The organism is Kribbella steppae (assembly GCF_004342025.1).
In the GTDB taxonomy this organism is placed as follows: Bacteria; Actinomycetota; Actinomycetes; order Propionibacteriales; family Kribbellaceae; genus Kribbella; species Kribbella steppae.
The window spans coordinates 557,715-572,636 of the sequence record NZ_SLWN01000003.1 but is presented as its reverse complement, the minus strand read 5'-3'; the positions used below and the strand labels follow the sequence as shown (position 1 = coordinate 572,636).

Here is a 14,922-nt window from a genome sequence, read left to right as displayed (position 1 = left end):
CTTCCCCCGCCCGCCGAAGGCAGCGGATGTGAGGAGGTCCTCCCCCTCTCCTCCTCTTCTTCTTCCTTTGCCCGCCGAAGGGGTGGATGTGAGGAAGTCGGCGGTGCCCCAGCGTTGGTCCTCGCAGTCCGGCTTGCTAGCGTCCGAAACACACAAAGAGCACAGAACGGAGTGTGTCGTGAGCGCTACACCGGTGAAGGTGGCCGTTACCGGGGCCGCTGGTCAGATCGGCTACAGCCTGCTGTTCCGGATCGCGAGCGGTGCGCTGCTCGGCCCGGACACGCCGGTCGAGCTGCGGCTGCTGGAGATCACCCCGGCGCTGAAGACGCTCGAGGGGGTCGTGATGGAGCTCGACGACAGCGCCTTCCCGACGCTGGCCGGGGTGGAGATCGGCGACGACCCGAACGTCATCTTCGACGGCGCCAACGTGGCCCTGCTGGTCGGCGCCCGGCCGCGGACCAAGGGGATGGAGCGCGGCGACCTGCTGGAGGCGAACGGCGCGATCTTCACCGTCCAGGGCAAGGCGCTGAACGACCACGCCGCGGACGACATCCGGATCACCGTGACCGGCAACCCGGCCAACACCAACGCGCTGATCGCCCGGAGCAACGCGCCGGACATCCCGGCCGAGCGGTTCTCCGCGCTGACCCGGCTGGACCACAACCGCGCGCTGGCCCAGCTGGCCAAGAAGACCGGCACGCACGTCACCGACCTGAAGAAGGTGACGATCTGGGGCAACCACTCCGCGACCCAGTACCCGGACATCTTCCACGCCGAGGTGGCCGGTAAGAACGCGGCCGAGGTCGTGAACGACCAGGCCTGGCTGGAGAACGACTTCATCCCGACCGTGCAGAAGCGCGGCGCGGCGATCATCGAGGCCCGTGGCGCGTCCTCGGCGGCGTCCGCGGCAGCGGCGACGATCGACCACACCCGCGACTGGCTGCGCGGCTCGGCCGACGGTGACTGGCTGTCGATGGCGGTCGTCTCCGACGGCTCGTACGACGTACCGGAGGGCCTGATCTCGTCGTTCCCGGTGACCACGAAGGACGGCAACTGGGAGATCGTCCAGGGCCTGGAGATCAACGACTTCTCCCGCGCCCGCATTGACGCCAGCACCACCGAACTCGGCGAAGAGCGCGACGCGGTCCAGGCGCTGAACCTGCTCGGCTGACCGGGAGCTGGAGCTTCTTCACCGCCGGCAGCACCGCCACGCCGTCTCCGCCGACGTGCCCGCCGAGCTGATCCGCCCCTGGGGCTTGAACAGGAACCCGAGGGCTTGGACAGGTCATTTCCTGTTCAAGGCCACCAGTTCCTATCGCAGCCCCCGACGAGGTCGGGCCGGCCGGTCGGTCGCTTGGGTCGCTCAGCGGTGCGGAGCGTCTGAGGTCAGGCCGGAGGGGCGACGGCCGCGTCGGGCTGGTGAGAGCGGAGGAGGGAGTCGGCGATGAAGCCGGTGGATTTGAGGTCCTCGACGCAGGTGTGCAGGTAGGCGACAGTGTCGGGGTGGCGGTTCTTGGTGGTGCCGACGGCCTGGCGGATCTCCATGAAGCGTTCGTCGATCACCCGGAACTCGGGGTTCTCGGCAACGAACTGGGTGATCGGCTGACGGATCCCGGCGGCAGCCTCCAGGCCTTCGGCCAGGAAGACGTCCACCCCTTCGTCACCCCGGACGATGGTCGCGTGCTGCAGCGTCCGGGTCAGATACAGGTCGTACGCCGACCCACGCTTCACCCCGACCCGGACACCAGCCCGATCGACGTCGGCGACCCCGGCCAGGTCGGATTCCCGTCGTACGGCGAAGACACCTTCGATGATCACGTACGGCGCGGTGAACGCGACCTCGCCTGCACGAGCGGGTTCGATCGCGAGGAAGCAGATGTCCGCGTGCCCGGTCGTCAGCGCCTCGAAGGACTTGCGGGCCGCGTCGAAACAGACCAGTTCCAGCGGCAGCTCGAGCCGCCGGGCGATCTCCCGCGCGATGTCGACGGTGACCCCGGCCGGCTCCTCCGGCGTACCTTGGGCGAGCACCGGATTGCCCAGGTTGATGGACGCCCGCAGGACGCCCGACGGCGCCAGATCCTCACGAACACTCGTCATGCCGCGACCCTACAGTCGCGGCACCAGCAACGTTCCGCTGCCGAGGATCGACGGCGCGATCGCCACGGCCTGGCCGGCGGCGATGAGTTCCAGCTTGAGTACCATCGGCAACAGACAATAGGTAGGAAACTTTCCTGATGGTCTTTCGGTAGAGTCGTTGCGTAAGTGATCGGAAGAGCTCTAGAGTCGGCGCCAGTTGTCCCCTCGACCGCCCGAATGGGAGTCAGATGAAGCGTCGGAGTGTGGGGCTGCTTGTAGCGGCTGCGACGGTGATGGCGGGCCTTACCGCCGTACCGGCCGAAGCGCACAGCAGCAGCAAGCGAGTGGTGGGGTACTACACCAACTGGAGTGGGTACGACCGGAACTTCCTGGTCAGTGATCTGGTGAAGAACGGGTCGGCCGCGCGGCTGACCCACCTGAACTACGCGTTCGGGTTCCTCGACGAGCACGGCACCTGCGTGAGCAGCGATCCGTGGGCCGACTACCAGCGGCCGTTCACCGCCGAGCAGAGCGTCAGCGGCACGGCCGACGCGCCGGGGCAGGCGCTGAACGGCAACCTCAATCAGCTCAAGCAGCTGAAGCAGAAGTTCCCCAAGCTGCGGATCAGCATCTCGCTGGGTGGGTGGACCGGCTCGAAGTACTTCTCCGACGCGGCCCTCACGCCGGCGTCGCGGGCCGCGCACGTGAAGTCCTGCCTGGACCTGTGGCTGAAGGGGAACGTGCCCGGTCTACCGGCCGGCGCGGCGAAGGGTGTCTTCGACGGGATCGACCTGGACTGGGAATGGCCTGGCAGCGAAGGCGCTCCGGGGAACGTGATCCGGCCGGAGGACAAGCAGAACTTCACCGCGCTGGTCCGCGAGTACCGCAAGCAGCTCGACAAGCTGTCCTGGCCGTTCAAGGGCCGCTACAACCTGACCGCGTTCCTGCCGGCCAATCCGGTGCAGGTCGACAACGGGTTCGAGGTCCCGAAGGTGTTCAAGGAACTGACCTTCGGTACGACGCAAGGCTACGACTACCACGGCTCGTGGGACTCGATCACCAACCAGCAGTCGGCGATCGACGGCCCGGCCGGTGATCCGTCGGCGGCCGAGTTCAGCTCGCAGGTGACGATCGATGCCTATCTGTCCCGTGGCGCGCCACGGGACAAACTCGTCATGGGTGTGCCGTTCTACTCCCGCGGCTGGACCGGCGTGACGAACCAGAACAACGGCCTGTTCCAACCGGCCACCGGCCCGGCGCCGGCGACGTACGAGGCCGGCTACGAGGACTACCGCCTGCTCAAGGCGAAGCTCTCCGGCTTCACCGTCCACCGCGACGAGACGGCCGGATTCGCCTGGTTGTTCGACGGTACGACGTTCTGGACCTGGGACGACCCGGTCGAGATGAAGCGCAAGGCGCAGTACATCTCGCAGCGCAACCTCGGCGGCGCGATGATCTGGTCGCTCGACGGCGACACCCAAAATGGGGAGCTGATCTCGGCGTTGCACCGTAATCTTCGCTGAGTGGATCTGAATGCTCTGGTGGATCGGTTCGGCGCTGGTAGTGCCGAGCCGATCCATCTTGGTAACTCCGCGGCGACCGTGGTCCGGCTCCGGCGCCGCTCGGAACACCTGTTCTACAAGGCCGGCCCGGGCGTCGACGACGAGGCGGACCGGCTCGACTGGCTCGGCGCGACCGGGTTCCCGTGCCCGCGTATCGTTGACCGCGGCAACAATTGGCTGCTGACCACGGAACTGCGCGGCCGCGACGCCTCCCAACCCTGGCCGGCCGCCGAACGACCCGCCGTACTCGCAGCGATGGCCGACGGCCTGCGCGCCCTACACTCGCTGCCGAACAGTCCGTTCCCATCTCCTTTCCCCGGCGAAGCCGACGTCGTGACGCACGGCGATTACTGCGCTCCCAACGTGTTCGTCGACCCGGACAACCTCCGCTTCACCGGCGTCCTGGACCTCAGTGGACTGGGCATGGGCGACCGCTACGTCGACCTCGCGCTCATGTTCAAGAGCCTGTCAGGCAACCTCAATCCCCAGTACGGCGGACCGCCCGCAGCCCGGCGTTTCGTCGAGGCGTACGGCGGCGACCCGGACGACCCGCGCATCGCCTACTACATCGACCTGGACAACTCCGGCGACATCTGAGCCCGGAACGCCCTGCGGTAGGCGCTCGGCGTCGTACGCAGGGCAGTCTGGAAGCGGCGGCGGAGGTTGGTTGCCGAGGACAACCCGACGCGGGTGGCGATCGTCTCGACCGGCAGGTCGGTGTCTTCCAGCAGGACACGGGTTCTGGCGATCCGCTGGGCGAGCAACCACTGGCCGGGAGCCATGCCGAGTTGGTCGGCGAAGCGGCGGGCGAGGGTCCGCGGTGAGACGTTGATACGGGCGGCCAGGTCGTCGAGGGTGATCGGCTCGGCGAGGTGCTGGGTCGCCCAGTCGAGCAAGGTGCCGAGGGATTCGGTCGGTGGGGATTCGTCGACCCGGTACTGGACCTGACCGCCTTCCCGGTGCGGCGGCATCACCATCCGCCGGGCGATCTGAGCGGCGTACGCGGCACCGTGATCGTTGCGGACCAACTGCAGGCACAGGTCGATCCCGGTGCCCGAGCCCGCGCTCGTCGCGACGTCACCGTGGTCGATGTAGAGCACGTCCGGATCCACCAGTACGGCGGGGAACCGGCGTTGCAGCTCGTCGGCGTACCGCCAGTGTGTCGTCGCCCGGCGGCCGTCCAGCAACCCGGTCGCGGCCAGCGCGACCGCACCCGAGCAGATGCTCACCAGCCGCGCTCCCCGACGATGCGCCCGGTGCAGAGCCCGCACGACAGCCTCCGACGGCTCCCGGTCGATCGGCAGCCACCCCGGTACGACGATCGTGTCGGCGCGATCGAGTGCCCGCAGCCCGGACCTCACGAGCATCGAGAAGCCCTCGGTGGTCCGAATCTGGCCTGGCTGCTCGGTGCACACGCTGAACCGGTACCGGTCGGCGCGGAACACCGCCGCCGCACAGCCGAGCTCGAAACTCGCCTGCGTCCCGGTCACCAACGCGACGACGCGATGCGTCTGCATGGCACAAAAGTACCTGACCACGACTATCCAGACACTGTGGGAAAGCCTGTGGACAACTGATGCTGGTGGGTATGCAGACGTTCGAATCGGCCTCGGCCGACACCGCACCCGTCCGTGACCTCTTCCCCGGCATCAGATTGCGCTCGCTGTGGTCCGGCCCGGTCGCCAGTGCACACGTCCTCGAGATGGCCCCCGGCTCGATCTGGGAGGGCATCGACGTGCACGAGCCCGGCCCGGAGGAGGTGTACGTCGTCGACGGAGTCTTCAACGACGGAACCCGCGACTACCCGGCCGGATCCTTCATCCACTGCCCGGCCGGGTCCTCACACGTACCGCAGACAACCCAGGGCTGCACCCTGTTCCTCTTCTACCCCGAAGGCTGACGTCAGGGTTTCTTGATCTGGACCACGTCGAAGTCGGTGCCGGGCGGCGCACCGGGGCCGAACGGCGGCGGCAGACCGAGGTCGAAGCGGGCGTTGACCAGCGCGAGCCGGTTGCCGTCCTCGGCGGCCGTGGCCGGCACCCGGAACAGCTCGCTGGTGACGACCGCGGCGATGACCCCGCTGGTCAGATCGGGGCTGAGCTCGATCTTGACCAGGCGCTCGGAGAAGTTCTCCACCACCCACAGCGTCTTGCCGTCAAGCAGGATGCCGTCGGGGGTCCCGGGCGTGATCGTTCCGCCTGTCACCTCGATGGCGCTGCTGACGCCGGTCAGCGGGTCGACGAGGAACACGGCGCCAAGTGGCGAGTGTCCGACGATCAGCGTCTTACCGTCCGGAGTGGCGTCAATGCCGTTCAGGTTGGGGAGCACCCCGATGATCGCCGCCGCCGGGCCGCTGAGCGAGATGGTCTGCGGTGCTCCGATCGCGCCACCCGGTCCGATCGGAACCTTGTACAGCGCCGGTGGAAGCTGTCGGTGAAGTAGGCGGCGTCGTTGGTCACCACGACGTCGTTGATCAACGTACCGGGCGTGGCGGTGAGCGTCAGGTCCGCAACCGTCGAACCGTCGCGGGTGCTGTACACGTAGGCCTTCGCGTTCAAGCCGCCCGCGACCCACAGCCGATGGTTGGACCGTTCGACCTTCATCCCGGCAGCCTGCCGTCCCGGCGGAGCGTCGACGAAGATCGCCCCCTCGCCGGTGCGCAGGCTGCCGCGGTAGATGTCCCCGCTGATGAGTGAGCCGGCGTAGAACGTGCTCTTCGGCCCGGTCGCGATCCCTTCCGGTGCGAAGTCGACCGGCACCGGGATCGAGGCCGGGAACGGCGCGGCCGCGGCCACGGTCAGTGCCACCGTGGACACGATCAGCGCAAGTTTCCGGAAACGCGACATGATGAACCCCCTGAAAATCCCCGTTTCCCCTTGCTGCGAAGGTAGAACCGGGGCTTCAGGTTGTCCATGGCTCAGTCGGTACTGCGCAACTCCGTCGGCGCACCGTGCACCGCGGGGATGCTGCCGAGCTTGCCGGCCTGGAAGTCCTCGAAGGCCTGGATCACCTCGGCGCGGGTGTTCATCACGAACGGGCCGGCCATCGCGACCGGCTCCCGGATCGGGCGGCCGCCGAGGACGAGGATGTCGAGGTTCGGTTCGGCCTGCGGCTGCGTCGTACCGGCCGCCGTACGGATCGTGTCGCCCGGGCCGAAGACGGCGAGCTGGCCCTTGCGGATCGGGCGGTGCTCGGCGCCGACCGTGCCCTGACCCGCCAGCACGTAGACGAGCGCGTTGTAGTCCGGCTGCCACGGCAGCACCATCTCGGCGCCCGGGCTGACCGTCGCGTGCACCAGCGTGATCGGTGTGTGGGTCGAGCCGGGGCCGTCATGGCCGTCGACCGAGCCGGCGATCACCCGGATCAGCGCACCCCCGTCCTCGGTGGACAGCAGAGCCGAGTCGCCGCCGCGGATGTCCTGGTAGCGCGGCGGGGACCACTTCTGCGCCTTCGGCAGGTTCACCCAGAGCTGGATGCCGTGGAACAGGCCGCCGCTCAGCACCAGGTGCTCCGGCGGGGTCTCGATGTGAAGGAGTCCACTACCGGCTGTCATCCACTGGGTATCGCCGTTGGAGATGACGCCGCCACCGCCGTTGGAGTCCTGGTGCTCCATGATCCCGTCGAGCATGTACGTGACGGTCTCGAAGCCGCGGTGCGGGTGCCACGGGGTGCCCTTCGGCTCGCCCGGCGCGTACTCGACCTCACCCATCTGGTCCATGTGGATGAACGGGTCGAGGTCCCGCAGGTCGACTCCGGCGAACGCACGCCGTACCGGGAATCCCTCGCCCTCGTAGCCGCTCGGGGCCGACGTCACCGACCGGACCGCGCGCTCGTTGGCGACGGCCGGATCCGGCTGATGGACGCGGGGCAACACGGTGATGTCGCTGACGGTCACGGCGGGCATGGTGGTCTCCTCGTTCCGGTTAGTTCAACAATAAACTATCTCGCTCAACCGTGGCAAGGTGTCGGGCATTCCCAGCGGGGCGGACGCCGAGGCCATCACAACTGGACAGTTCAGCCGGGCGCCCCGCGTGGCTGCCCGGCCGACTGGTGATTGTGATGGCCTGGCGGTTCGGGCCTCGTCGGTGCATGGCAGACTCCTACGTCGTGACGGCGCAGATTCTGGACGGTAAGGCGACGGCGGCGGCGATCAAGGACGAGCTGAAGGTCCGGGTCGCGAAACTGGCTGAGCAGGGCGTGGTTCCCGGGCTCGGCACCATCCTGGTCGGGGACGACCCGGGCAGCCGGGCGTACGTGGCCGGCAAGCACCGCGACTGCGCCGCGGTCGGCATCGCGTCCCTCCAGGTCGAGCTGCCGGCCGAGGCGACCCAGGACGAGATCGCCACGAAGGTCGTCGAGCTCAACGAGAACCCGGACTGCACCGGTTTCATCGTCCAGCTCCCCCTGCCCAAGCACGTCGACACGAACGTGATCCTCGGCCTGATCAACCCGATCAAGGACGCCGACGGCCTGCACCCGGTCAGCCTCGGCAAGCTCGTCCTCGGCCAGGACGGCCCGCTCCCGTGCACCCCGAAGGGTTGCGTCGAGCTCCTCCGCCGGTACGACGTACCGATCGCCGGAGCCCACGTGGTCGTCGTCGGCCGGGGCGTGACCGCGGGTCGTCCGATGGGGCTGCTGTTCACCCGTCGTTCCGAGAACGCCACCGTGACCCAGTGCCACACCGGCACGACCGACCTCGCCGGTGTGGTCCGCACCGGCGACATCGTGATCGCAGCAGCCGGGTCCGCCGGGCTGATCACCGCGGACATGGTCAAGCCCGGCGCCGTACTCCTCGATGTCGGCACCAGCCGCAACGCCGAAGGCAAGATCGTCGGCGACATCGAGCCCGCCGCCCGCGAGAAGGCCGCCTGGATCGCCCCCATGCCCGGCGGCATCGGCCCGATGACCCGAGCCATGCTCCTCACCAATGTCGTCGAGGCCGCCGAAGCGAGCGTCGCGCGGTGACTGACGCGGCGGCTCCGCGCGAAGCGGGCGTGACGTGCTGATGGCAGGCGAGGCTCAGCGTCGGAGTGAGTGGCCTCTGGCCCTGTCGCTCCTGGTCGCCGCGACCGGCTTGGTCCTGCTCACCTTCTACAACTGGCGCAACGGCGTACTGGTCTTCGCAGGAGCAGTCCTCCTCGCCGGCCTACTCCGCGTATCCCTCAGCGACTCCGCCGCGGGCCTCCTCCACGTCCGAGGCCGCATGTTCGACACCGCCCTCCTCCTAGGCGTAGGCCTAGCCATCGGCACCCTCGCCCTCATCGTCCCCAACTAACAGCTGGGTAGATCCGTCCCACGCGTGCGGAGTGGCATCGGTACGGCGCTCATGCGCACCGCCGTCGAGGACTGCCTCAGTGGAAGAAGTGGCGCGTGCCGGTGAAGTACATGGTGATGCCGGCTTTTTCGGCGGCTTCGATAGCAGCCTCGTCGCGGATTGAGCCGCCGGGCTGGACGACCGCCTTGACGCCGCCTTCGATCAGGACCTCGAGACCGTCTGGGAACGGGAAGAACGCGTCCGACGCGGCAACCGAACCTACGGCCCGCTCGCCCGCTCGGGAGACGGCGAGGCGGCAGGAGTCGACGCGGTTGACCTGGCCCATGCCGACGCCGACCGAGGCGCCGTCCGCGGCGAGGAGGATCGCGTTCGACTTGACCGCTCGGCACGCCTTCCACGCGAACGCCAGATCCGCGAGCACCTCAGGTGATGCAGGAGATCCGGCCGCGAGCTGCCACGCCGACGGGTCGTCGCCCGGGGCCTGGAAGCGGTCGGTGTGCTGCAGGAGCAGACCACCGCTCACCGCCCGCATCTCGACCTTCTCCGCATCAGACAGAGCGGGTGCGACCAACAGCCGGATGTTCTTCTTTCCTTGCAGAATCTCGACGGCACCGTCGCCGAAGGCCGGTGCGACCAGGACCTCGGTGAAGATCTCCGCGACCTGCTTGGCCATGTCCACCGACACCGGTGCGTTCGTCGCGATCACACCGCCGTACGCCGACACCGGGTCGCACTCGTGGGCGCGGCGGTGCGCCTCGGCGATGTCCTTGCCGACCGCGATGCCACACGGGTTCGCGTGCTTGATGATGGCGACCGCCGGCTCGGTGAAGTCGTACGCCGTACGACGGGCAGCGTCGGCGTCGACGTAGTTGTTGTACGACATCTCCTTGCCGTGCAGCTGCTCCGCAGCCGCGAGCCCGCCCCGACCGTTGCTGTAGAGCGCGGCCGGCTGGTGCGGGTTCTCGCCGTACCGGAGCACGGCGGACTTGTCCCAGGTCGCTCCGACCCACGCCGGGAAGCCGGAACCCTCCGACGTGTCGGTCAGCACGCTGCCCATCCAGGAGGCGACGGCAACGTCGTACGACGCCGTGTGCACGAAGGCGTCCACGGCCAGTCGCTGCCGCTCCTCCAGGCTGAACCCACCGGACGCCAGCGCGGCGACGATCTCCGGGTAGCGCGACGGCGAGACCACGACCGCGACGTTGGCGTGGTTCTTGGCGGCGCCGCGGACCATCGACGGCCCGCCGATGTCGATCTGCTCGATGCACTCGTCTACCGACGCGCCGGACGCGACGGTCTCGGTGAACGGGTAGAGGTTGCTCACCAGCAGGTCGAACGGCTCCACCCGCATCTCGGCCAACTGCTCGACGTGGTCGGTCTTGCGGACGTCGGCGAGCAGTCCCGCGTGCACCATCGGGTGCAGCGTCTTGACCCGGCCGTCCAGGCACTCGGGGAACCCGGTCAGCTCCTCGACCTTCGTCACCGGTACGCCGGCCGCCGCGATCCGGGCCGCGGTGGAGCCGGTCGACACCAGCTGTACGCCGGCCTCGGAGAGTGCCTTCGCGAGCTCCTCCAGACCGGTCTTGTCGTAGACGCTGATCAGCGCCCGGCGAATCGGCCTGCGGTCGGTGCTCACTTCAGTCGAACCTTTCGTCCGGTGATGGTCCAACCGTTGCGGACCAGCCGGCCGACCCACTCCACCAGCTGGCGGCGTTCGACCTCCTTGATCCGTTCGGTCAGGGTTTCTTCGGTGTCGTCGTCCTCCACGGGTACGACGACCTGCGCGATGATCGGCCCGGTGTCGACCCCACCGTCGACGAAGAACAGGGTCGCGCCGGCCACCTTCACGCCGTACTCGAGCGCGTCCCGCGGCCCGTGGATCCCGGGAAAGGACGGCAGCAGCGCGTTGTGCGTGTTGATGTACCGGTCGCCGAACGCGGCCAGGAAGTCATCCCCGACCAGCTTCAGGAAGCCAGCCGAAACGACCAGATCCGGCTTGTACTCCGACACCGACGCGGTCAGCGCGCGGTCCCAGTCGGTCCGCTCGGCGTAGTCCTTGACCTTGTGCACGAAACTCGGCACCCCGGCGTCGGCGGCCCGGTCCAGCCCGGCGACACCCTCGCGGTCGGCACCGACGGCGACGACCTGAGCGCCGTACGCCGGGTCGGCGCAGGCGTCCAGCAGGGCCTGCAGGTTCGATCCCGATCCCGAGATGAGCACGACGAGTCGCGCAGGTTCGGGGGTGGGCGCAACCGGGTCTGTCACGCGCCGAAGCTTATCGCCCGGCGTCCGCCTCGCCGTCAGCCGGTCGGCGGGAGGCGATCACCGCGGCCGTGATCGAGGCGCCGATGGCCATCCCGGCAGCCAGTACGCCGGCTGCCGGCAGCGCGGCCGGGATCCCCACGGCCGACATCCGCCCGGACCCGGCAGAACCGCCTGACAACGCCATGAGCACGTAGAGCATCACTCCGGCGACCAGAGCGGCCATACCGCCCCGCAGCGCGAACGCATCCCACCCCAGCGCCTCGGAGTCCTCGTCGGCCAGCCCACGCCGGGCTACTACGAGTCCAGCGACCACACCGGCGACCAGCGGCACCACAGCGGTCAGCACGAGCAGATACGACGGTGTCGCCCCATCAGCCGGTACGGCGGCCAGCAGCGGAAGCGCCGGCAAGTTACCCACGTCCACACCGGTCGGTGCGATCGTCGTACCCACTCCCAGCTGGAATCCAGGCCCGGCGAGGAACGAGACGACGTACAGGACCATGTTCGGGACCAGCGTCAGGCAGATCGCGAACAGCACCACCGAGCCGACCACACCGGCGTCCAGGAGCTCCAGCATCGCGGTGACGCGGGAGAAATGGATCGCCAGGAGTACGCCGTACAGCAGTGAAGCGATGGCGATCACCGTCAGTACGGCGGCAGCCGCAGCCGGCACGGCGTCGCGCAGGCCGGTGGGAGTCGCGTCAGCGATGTCCTGGGCCGCCCCGGACTCGACCAGTGCGCCGATGGTCCCTGCGACCAGGGCCAGTGAGGCAGCACCGAAGAAGGCGGACAGCGGGGACACCCGCAGCGAGCCGTCGGCCGTGAGCAGGGCGATGATCAGGGCGCCCAGGCCATAGACGAGGGCGAACGTGCCGGACAGCACAATGAGGTCCTTGGTGCGGTCCGCCCCGCTGCTGCGGGCAGCGGACTTGCCGCCGCGGTACAGGCACCAGCCGAGGAACAGCGTGAGTCCGAGCGGCGCGATCGTGATTGCACCACTGCCGAGTGTCACACCGGCCTTGTGGGCGACCAGCCAGACCGAGGCACCCGCGCGGATCGCTCCGGAGGCGCCGCCGAAGGTGGCAGCCAGCCAGCCGATCACGGCGACCGCGGCGCAGGTGAGCAGACCGGTGAGCAGGCACGCCCCGGCGGAGATCACTGCCGACAGGACCACCGGCTTGGTCGGGGCGGCGACCTCGGACGGTGTAGGTCCGGGCGCCTGGTGTGGTCCGCCATCACGGGCGCCCGGACGGCTCAGCATGTCGGTCATCTGGCTCCCATGGTCTCCCGCGCCGGGGGACCACTCGTTCTGACACGCCGGATATGGAAGACTTCCCCCGCTTGTTCACGCTCAGTTGGCGGATGGGCACCTGCTGGTGTCCGCAATCCGGCTGAGTGGGGACGACCAGGGACCACCGGGTACTGTCGGGTGGAATCAGTCAGGAGGTCGAGCTTTGGCCGGTTCCCACCGCGCACCCCGCGGCGGCGGTCGCGCCGCTGCACGGGAGGCACGCCGGCAGAAGGCGCGCAAACGGAACCAGACGATCGCCGCAGGTATCGCGGTCGTCGTGCTGGTCGGCGGCGGCGGTGTCGCTGCCCTGAACGCTTTCGGCGGCGACGACACGTCCGGTCCGAACTCCGGCTCCGCCGACGACAAGTCGGCCGACACGAACGTGCTGACCGATGCCAAGGTCCTGCTCGACGCCACCACGGCCAAGCCGCTCGGCGCGACCGGCGCCTGGGCGATCACCAAGACCCTCGACGGCAGCAGCGCCCCGGAGCGCTCGTTCGTCTGCCAGTCCCAGCGGTTCGCCGACCCGGCCGGCCAGCGCACCTGGGTCCGCACCTTCCAGAACTCGGCCACCAAGGACACCGCGGTCCAGTACGTCGAGGTGTCGAACGACAAGTCCGCCGCGGCCAAGGCCTACACCTCGATAGTCGGCTGGCTGAGCGCCTGCTCCACCCCACAGATCCGGCTGACCTCCAGCTACGTCACCACCGGCGTCGGCGAGCGCGGCATACTCGCGGTCTTCGGCCAGCCGTACGGCGCCAAGACGAAGTACAAGACCGTCGCCGTCGCGGTCGCCGGCCAGGCCACCATGGTGCTCGAGCACGACTCCATCGCCGGTACGCCGCCCAAGCCCGAGCCGGTGCTGGCCGCGGCGACGGCCGGACTGAAGCGGATCTGCGCCCAGACCGGCGGTTGCGGCACCGGAGCTCCGCTGGCCAAACCCGCTCTGCTGCCGACCACCGAGGCGCCCGGGTTCATGGCGCCGGTCGACCTGCCGGTGCTGAGCGGTATCGACAAGCCGTGGGTGAGCAGCGGGGGCACCAAGACCGGCGCCGGCACGGGCTGCGAGAAGATCGACCTGAAGAAGGCCAAGGCGACGAAGTCCACCACGCTGACCTACGTGACACCGGAGGCGAAGGTACCGACCGAGTTCGGCCTGGACGACATGGTGGCGAAGTTCGCCACCCCGGCCGCCGCGAAGGCCTTCGCCGACCAGGTCCGCAAGAACGTCGACGGTTGTGAGAAGAGCGTCTCGAACGCGAAGGTGGAGTCGACCGGCACGGTGTCGACGCGCCTGATCAAGGGCGAGAGCTGGCGGGCGTCGTACGACACCGGTGGCGGGAAGACCTTCACCTACCGGATCGGCATCGCCTCGTCCGGGGCCCAGGCCGTCTACGTCCTGTTCCCGGTGCTGAAGGGCCTGGACATCTCCGACACCGCCTTCAACGACACCGTGACCCGGGCCGCCGAACGCTCGGCGACGTACAAGTAGCTTCACCGAACGAAACGGCCCCGGGGATGTCCCGGGGCCGCTCGTCGTCCTGCTGCTTACTTGGTCAGACCCTGCATGATCTCGCGCATCAGGTTGGCGGTCTCGGACGGCGTCTTGCCGACCTTCACGCCGACGGCCTCGAGGGCCTCCTGCTTCGCGGCCGCCGTACCGGACGAACCGGACACGATCGCACCCGCGTGACCCATCGTCTTGCCCTCCGGCGCGGTGAACCCGGCCACATAGCCGACGACCGGCTTGGTCACGTTCTCCTTGATGAACGCGGCCGCCCGCTCCTCGGCGTCACCACCGATCTCACCGATCATCACGATCGCGTCGGTGTCCGGGTCGTCCTGGAACGCCCGCAGCGCGTCGATGTGCGTCGTCCCGATGATCGGGTCGCCACCGATACCGATCGCGGTGGAGAACCCGAAGTCACGCAGTTCGTACATCATCTGGTACGTCAGCGTGCCCGACTTCGACACCAGCCCGATCCGGCCCTGGCCGGCGATGTCGGCCGGGATGATGCCGGCGTTCGACTCACCCGGCGTGATGATGCCGGGGCAGTTCGGGCCGATGATCCGGGTGATGCCGGACGCCTGCGCGGCGGCGAAGAACGCGGCCGTGTCGTGTACCGGCACGCCCTCGGTGATCACCACGACCAGCGGCACCGCCGCCTCGATCGCCTCGATGACGGCGTCCTTGGTGAACTTCGGCGGCACGAAGATGACCGAGACGTTCGCCCCGGTCTCCTTCACCGCGTCCGCCACGGTGCCGAAGACCGGTACCGCTTTGCCGTCGAAGTCCTGGCTCTGGCCGGCCTTGCGCGGGTTCACGCCGCCGACGATGTTGGTGCCGGAGGCAAGCATCCGGGTGGTGTGCTTGGTGCCTTCCGAGCCGGTCATGCCCTGGACGATGACCTTGCTGTCCTTGGTCAGGAAGATAGACATTGTTCAGCGATCCC

Annotated in this window: 16 protein-coding genes; 7 read left to right on the top strand and 9 right to left on the bottom strand. The window is 68.6% G+C overall.

What is annotated here, in order from left to right:
• Positions 1-178 precede the first annotated feature (178 nt).
• On the top strand, positions 179-1,171 hold the full coding sequence (locus tag EV652_RS11320) for a malate dehydrogenase (protein WP_132208994.1): 993 nt from the start codon (positions 179-181) through the stop codon (positions 1,169-1,171).
• Between the two features lie 215 nt (positions 1,172-1,386).
• Here EV652_RS11320 and EV652_RS11315 read toward each other — a convergent pair whose 3' ends face one another.
• Positions 1,387-2,097, bottom strand: a complete 711-nt coding sequence (locus EV652_RS11315; RefSeq protein WP_132208993.1) for a transporter substrate-binding domain-containing protein — start codon at positions 2,095-2,097, stop codon at positions 1,387-1,389.
• 227 nt (positions 2,098-2,324) lie between these two features.
• Here EV652_RS11315 and EV652_RS11310 point away from each other — a divergent pair, with 227 nt between their 5' ends.
• The gene (locus EV652_RS11310) at positions 2,325-3,599 is read left to right on the top strand and encodes a glycoside hydrolase family 18 protein (protein WP_132208992.1); all 1,275 of its coding nucleotides are present in this window, start codon (positions 2,325-2,327) and stop codon (positions 3,597-3,599) included.
• A complete protein-coding gene (locus EV652_RS11305) occupies positions 3,600-4,235 on the top strand; it encodes a phosphotransferase (RefSeq protein ID WP_132208991.1) in 636 nt (211 codons plus the stop codon).
• Here the strand turns inward: EV652_RS11305 and EV652_RS11300 are convergent.
• Positions 4,202-5,155 (bottom strand): helix-turn-helix domain-containing protein, encoded by a 954-nt coding sequence (locus tag EV652_RS11300; RefSeq protein ID WP_132208990.1) that lies wholly within the window; start codon positions 5,153-5,155, stop codon positions 4,202-4,204. The two genes, EV652_RS11305 and EV652_RS11300, sit on opposite strands and share 34 nt — an antisense overlap.
• Before the next feature lie 71 nt (positions 5,156-5,226).
• Between EV652_RS11300 and EV652_RS11295 the strand changes: the two genes are divergently transcribed.
• Positions 5,227-5,538, top strand: coding sequence for a cupin domain-containing protein (locus tag EV652_RS11295; RefSeq protein ID WP_199238116.1), 312 nt, complete (start codon positions 5,227-5,229; stop codon positions 5,536-5,538).
• A 2-nt stretch (positions 5,539-5,540) separates the two neighbouring features.
• Here the strand turns inward: EV652_RS11295 and EV652_RS11290 are convergent, their stop codons facing one another.
• The 3 genes from EV652_RS11290 to EV652_RS11280 all read right to left on the bottom strand — a co-directional run bounded on the left by EV652_RS11290 (position 5,541) and on the right by EV652_RS11280 (position 7,542).
• Positions 5,541-5,966 carry an SMP-30/gluconolactonase/LRE family protein gene (locus EV652_RS11290; RefSeq protein WP_132208988.1) on the bottom strand — a complete coding sequence of 142 codons (426 nt, stop codon included), beginning with the start codon at positions 5,964-5,966 and terminating at the stop codon, positions 5,541-5,543.
• Positions 5,951-6,484, bottom strand: a complete 534-nt coding sequence (locus tag EV652_RS11285; protein WP_132208987.1) for an SMP-30/gluconolactonase/LRE family protein — start codon at positions 6,482-6,484, stop codon at positions 5,951-5,953. The genes EV652_RS11290 and EV652_RS11285 overlap by 16 nt, the downstream gene beginning before the upstream one ends.
• Before the next feature lie 71 nt (positions 6,485-6,555).
• On the bottom strand, positions 6,556-7,542 hold the full coding sequence (locus tag EV652_RS11280) for a pirin family protein (protein WP_132208986.1): 987 nt from the start codon (positions 7,540-7,542) through the stop codon (positions 6,556-6,558).
• A gap of 203 nt (positions 7,543-7,745) precedes the next feature.
• Here EV652_RS11280 and EV652_RS11275 point away from each other — a divergent pair, with 203 nt between their 5' ends.
• Both EV652_RS11275 and EV652_RS11270 read left to right on the top strand, forming a co-directional pair.
• On the top strand, positions 7,746-8,603 hold the full coding sequence (locus tag EV652_RS11275; RefSeq protein ID WP_132208985.1) for a bifunctional methylenetetrahydrofolate dehydrogenase/methenyltetrahydrofolate cyclohydrolase: 858 nt from the start codon (positions 7,746-7,748) through the stop codon (positions 8,601-8,603).
• A gap of 40 nt (positions 8,604-8,643) precedes the next feature.
• Positions 8,644-8,913, top strand: coding sequence for a DUF3017 domain-containing protein (locus EV652_RS11270; RefSeq protein WP_132208984.1), 270 nt, complete (start codon positions 8,644-8,646; stop codon positions 8,911-8,913).
• A 76-nt stretch (positions 8,914-8,989) separates the two neighbouring features.
• Here the strand turns inward: EV652_RS11270 and purH are convergent, their stop codons facing one another.
• From purH to EV652_RS11255, 3 genes are read right to left on the bottom strand one after another with little or no spacing between them, the layout of a single operon-like run.
• Complete coding sequence (purH, locus tag EV652_RS11265) at positions 8,990-10,549, bottom strand: bifunctional phosphoribosylaminoimidazolecarboxamide formyltransferase/IMP cyclohydrolase (RefSeq protein WP_132208983.1); 1,560 nt, start codon at positions 10,547-10,549, stop codon at positions 8,990-8,992.
• Positions 10,546-11,178: a phosphoribosylglycinamide formyltransferase gene (gene purN, locus EV652_RS11260; RefSeq protein WP_132208982.1), complete on the bottom strand. Its 633-nt coding sequence runs from the start codon at positions 11,176-11,178 to the stop codon at positions 10,546-10,548. Before purN ends, purH begins: the two co-directional genes overlap by 4 nt.
• A gap of 10 nt (positions 11,179-11,188) precedes the next feature.
• The gene (locus EV652_RS11255; RefSeq protein ID WP_132208981.1) at positions 11,189-12,448 is read right to left on the bottom strand and encodes a cell division protein PerM; all 1,260 of its coding nucleotides are present in this window, start codon (positions 12,446-12,448) and stop codon (positions 11,189-11,191) included.
• Positions 12,449-12,632: 184 nt separating this feature from the next.
• On the opposite strand from EV652_RS11255, the gene EV652_RS11250 reads away from it, so the two are divergent.
• Positions 12,633-13,961: a hypothetical protein gene (locus EV652_RS11250; RefSeq protein WP_132208980.1), complete on the top strand. Its 1,329-nt coding sequence runs from the start codon at positions 12,633-12,635 to the stop codon at positions 13,959-13,961.
• A 56-nt stretch (positions 13,962-14,017) separates the two neighbouring features.
• Here the strand turns inward: EV652_RS11250 and sucD are convergent, their stop codons facing one another.
• The gene (gene sucD / locus EV652_RS11245) at positions 14,018-14,908 is read right to left on the bottom strand and encodes a succinate--CoA ligase subunit alpha (RefSeq protein WP_132208979.1); all 891 of its coding nucleotides are present in this window, start codon (positions 14,906-14,908) and stop codon (positions 14,018-14,020) included.
• Between the last annotated feature and the right edge of the window lie 14 nt (positions 14,909-14,922).